Genomic DNA, 2,884 nt, shown 5'->3' with positions numbered 1-2,884 from the left:
GCAGGCCGATATGAATGCTTTCCCCGTTGGCCAAGAAGGGTTCGAGCCCGGCAGTTTCGATGCGGTGTTTGGCATTTCCGGCGTGCATCACTGCGACAATCTCGAAGGGCTCTACGCGGGGGTTTCGCGCCTGCTGAAGCCCGGCAGCTGGTTTTATCTCGATGAGTATATTGGCCCCGCGCGCTTCCAATGGACCGAAACCCAAGTTGCCCTGATCAGCGGCGTTCTTGCGGTTCTGCCGGAGCGGTTGGCCCGCACCGTATCGGGCATTTTAAAGCGCGGCTACAAGGGCCCCACCCCGGCCGAGGTGATCGCGGTCGATCCGAGCGAGGCGGTTCGGTCGGACGAAATCGTTGCCCTTTTGCCCGGTTGGTTTTCGATTGAGGCATTCCGGGGGTACGGCGGCACGCTTCTGCATCCCGTGCTGGGGCAAATCGCGCAGAATTTCCGCGACGATCCCGACGATTTACTCGGGCGCATCATCGCCTTAGAGGAGCAATATTTAGCCGACGGGCTGCTGCGCGACGATTTCGCCGTCATCCTCGCGCGCAAGCGGGGTTAGCGGATCGCAGACCGCGCGGCGCACGCCCTCGGCAAAAGCCGCCGGATCATAGGCGCTCTCAACGCGGCGCCAAGCGGCGGCTTGGACCCGCGTCCATAAGGCATCGTCCCCTAGAAGTCGCTGAACGGCGTCAGCAAACGCCGCTGGCGTTTCACCGTCGATAATCTCCGTCCCCGCCGTCCAGCCGAGCTGCCCCACCAGCAGCGGGGTTGCCACAACGGGAATGCCGTGAGCCGCCGCCTCGATCACCTTCACCGGAACCCCGCCCGCAAAGCGCGTCGGCGCGATGAACACCCGCGCCGTATCGTAAAACGGCGTCAGATCCTGCTGTGGCCCCAGCAGACGCACGCGCTCCCCAGCCAAAGCCGCGACCCGCGCCGAGCGGCACTCGCCAGCAATCGATAGAATCACCCCCGGCAGGCGCGGCAGAATCGCCTCGACAAACCACAGCAAACTATCTTCGTTCGGCGTTTTCGGATCGAGCGCCCCGACGAAAAGCAACCCTTGCCGCTGCTGCGGCCCCGGCGCGGTCCGGCGCGTGGCAATCGCGTGGCCGAGCAGGCGCACATTGGTAAAACCGGCATCGGTATAGAGCGCGCGGTCCCCGTGCGACACCACCAAAATCCGATCAATACCCTCGGCCAGCCCTATTTCTTGCGCAATCCGCGCGTCGGCTTCGGCGGGGGAGAGAGGGCTTCCCGCAATCGCAGCTTCACCAATCTCGCGCTGGGCGAACACCGCTTCCGCATCATAAATCAGGGTTATCCCGTCAAACAGGTCCGGCCGCCGCGCCCGCAGCGCCTTGAGGTAGGCAAGATTGGGGGGGCGGCTGACTAGAATTGCCTGATACACCCCCCGCCGGAGCGCAAGGAACGCTTCCAGCTTTTCCGCCCCAAGCCCCAGCATCACTTCCAGGGTCGGCGGAAGGGCGCGATAGACCTCCCGCCAATCGCCTTCATGCCACCACAGCGGGAACAGCGTCGCCGGAAACGCCGCAAGGGCATGTAGAATCGCGCGGGCGCGCGGCAACCCGGCCCCCGTCGTCAGAAACGGTATCGTATTGTCGAGAATCAGCAGACGCGGCCCCGGTCGGTCGGCCCAGCGCGCTAGTAAGTGCGGTGCGTTGGGCTCCGGCGACGCCTGCACGGGCGGAGGACTGGCCTCGGCGCACTGCTGGGCGACCATCTCCGGCAGGTACAAAATGCGCGCGGCGGCATCGCCCCGCGTTACCCGAAAGCCGGGATGCGCGCCCGGCGTGAGGCGGCGAAAGCGAAACTCCGGTGCGTCGGCGTGGCTGCCGCGCCCGTAGGCAACGGTTCCCGTACCACGCGCAGGCAATCGCCCGGCTTCGAGCAACAGCCCATCGGCGGCGATCAGTCGGCCCGTGACCGCATCAAGGGGCGGTTCCGCATCAAGGGCGGCCACGGCAACCGCGAGAGCGTCGGCCTGAAGGATAACCCCAGCGGCAAGGTCCATCCGGTAGGGCGCCCGCAGACGCTTGGTCGGGCGCAGTCCCGTAACGCAGGCGCTCAGTGCTTTCGGTGGCTTGTCCAGGCAAACATCGACCGCGCAGCCGGTTTGATCGGCGAGCGCGCGCAAACTTGCCCACAGCAACCCCAGCGGCGCCTCGGACGGCAAGACCACCGACACGGCGGGGGCACGGTGTTCGGGAAACGCCAAGCGCCCCCCTTGGGACCGCCAGGTTTTAAACGCCCGCGCCGCCAACGCCGCGCTACGGTCAAAGGGCGTGCGTGCGGTGATGATCGGCTGCGCCTCAGAGTGTAAACGCGCCGCCGCCGTTTCGATAAAGCGCGCGATTCGCGTGCCGTCGGTTAAGGGGGCGGCTTTCACGCGGGCGCGCAGCGTGCGGCGCAAATCGGCGCGTCGGTCCCCATCCTGGGCGAGGCGGATCGCTATAGCGATAAAATCCGCATCATCTTTTCCGCACAGATCGGCCAATCCGAGACTTGTGAGAATAGACAGGCCTTGCCGGTCCGACGCCCACGGCCCGGCGGCGCTGACGAAGGGCACCCCCATCCACAGTGGATCGAGCAAACACAGGCCGCCATTGGCTGGAGCCGCATCGAGCGCAATATCGACCGTTTGATAAAACCCCAGCAACGCCGCGTAGGAGCAGGGCGGATGATAGGTGACGCGCGCGGGATCAACCCCGAATTTCGTAAGAACTTCGGCAAACCGCCGCTGCTGCGGGCCATCCTCGGCCTGATAACCGACCAAGGCTAAGCGCGATCCCGGCACCCCCGCCAAAATCTGCGCCCAGGTGGCAAAGGTTCGGGGCGACAGGCGCAAACCGCGCACGGT

General features: G+C 65.6%; 2 protein-coding genes. One reads left to right on the top strand and one right to left on the bottom strand.

The window, feature by feature from the left end; all coding sequences use genetic code 11:
* Positions 1-562 (top strand): class I SAM-dependent methyltransferase (locus ACIQ36_RS19770; RefSeq protein ID WP_395832556.1); only part of this gene is annotated, 562 nt, incomplete at its 5' end.
* On the opposite strand, the gene ACIQ36_RS19765 is transcribed toward ACIQ36_RS19770, so the two are convergent.
* Positions 503-2,884: glycosyltransferase (locus ACIQ36_RS19765; protein WP_395832554.1), on the bottom strand; the 2,382-nt coding region annotated here is incomplete at its 5' end. The two genes, ACIQ36_RS19770 and ACIQ36_RS19765, sit on opposite strands and share 60 nt — an antisense overlap.

Origin of the sequence: Elstera sp. (genome assembly GCF_044372965.1) — a bacterium.
Taxonomy (GTDB): Bacteria; Pseudomonadota; Alphaproteobacteria; order Elsterales; family Elsteraceae; genus Elstera.
The sequence above is the reverse complement of the archived record's forward strand: the minus strand, read 5'-3'. Positions and strand labels throughout refer to the sequence as shown.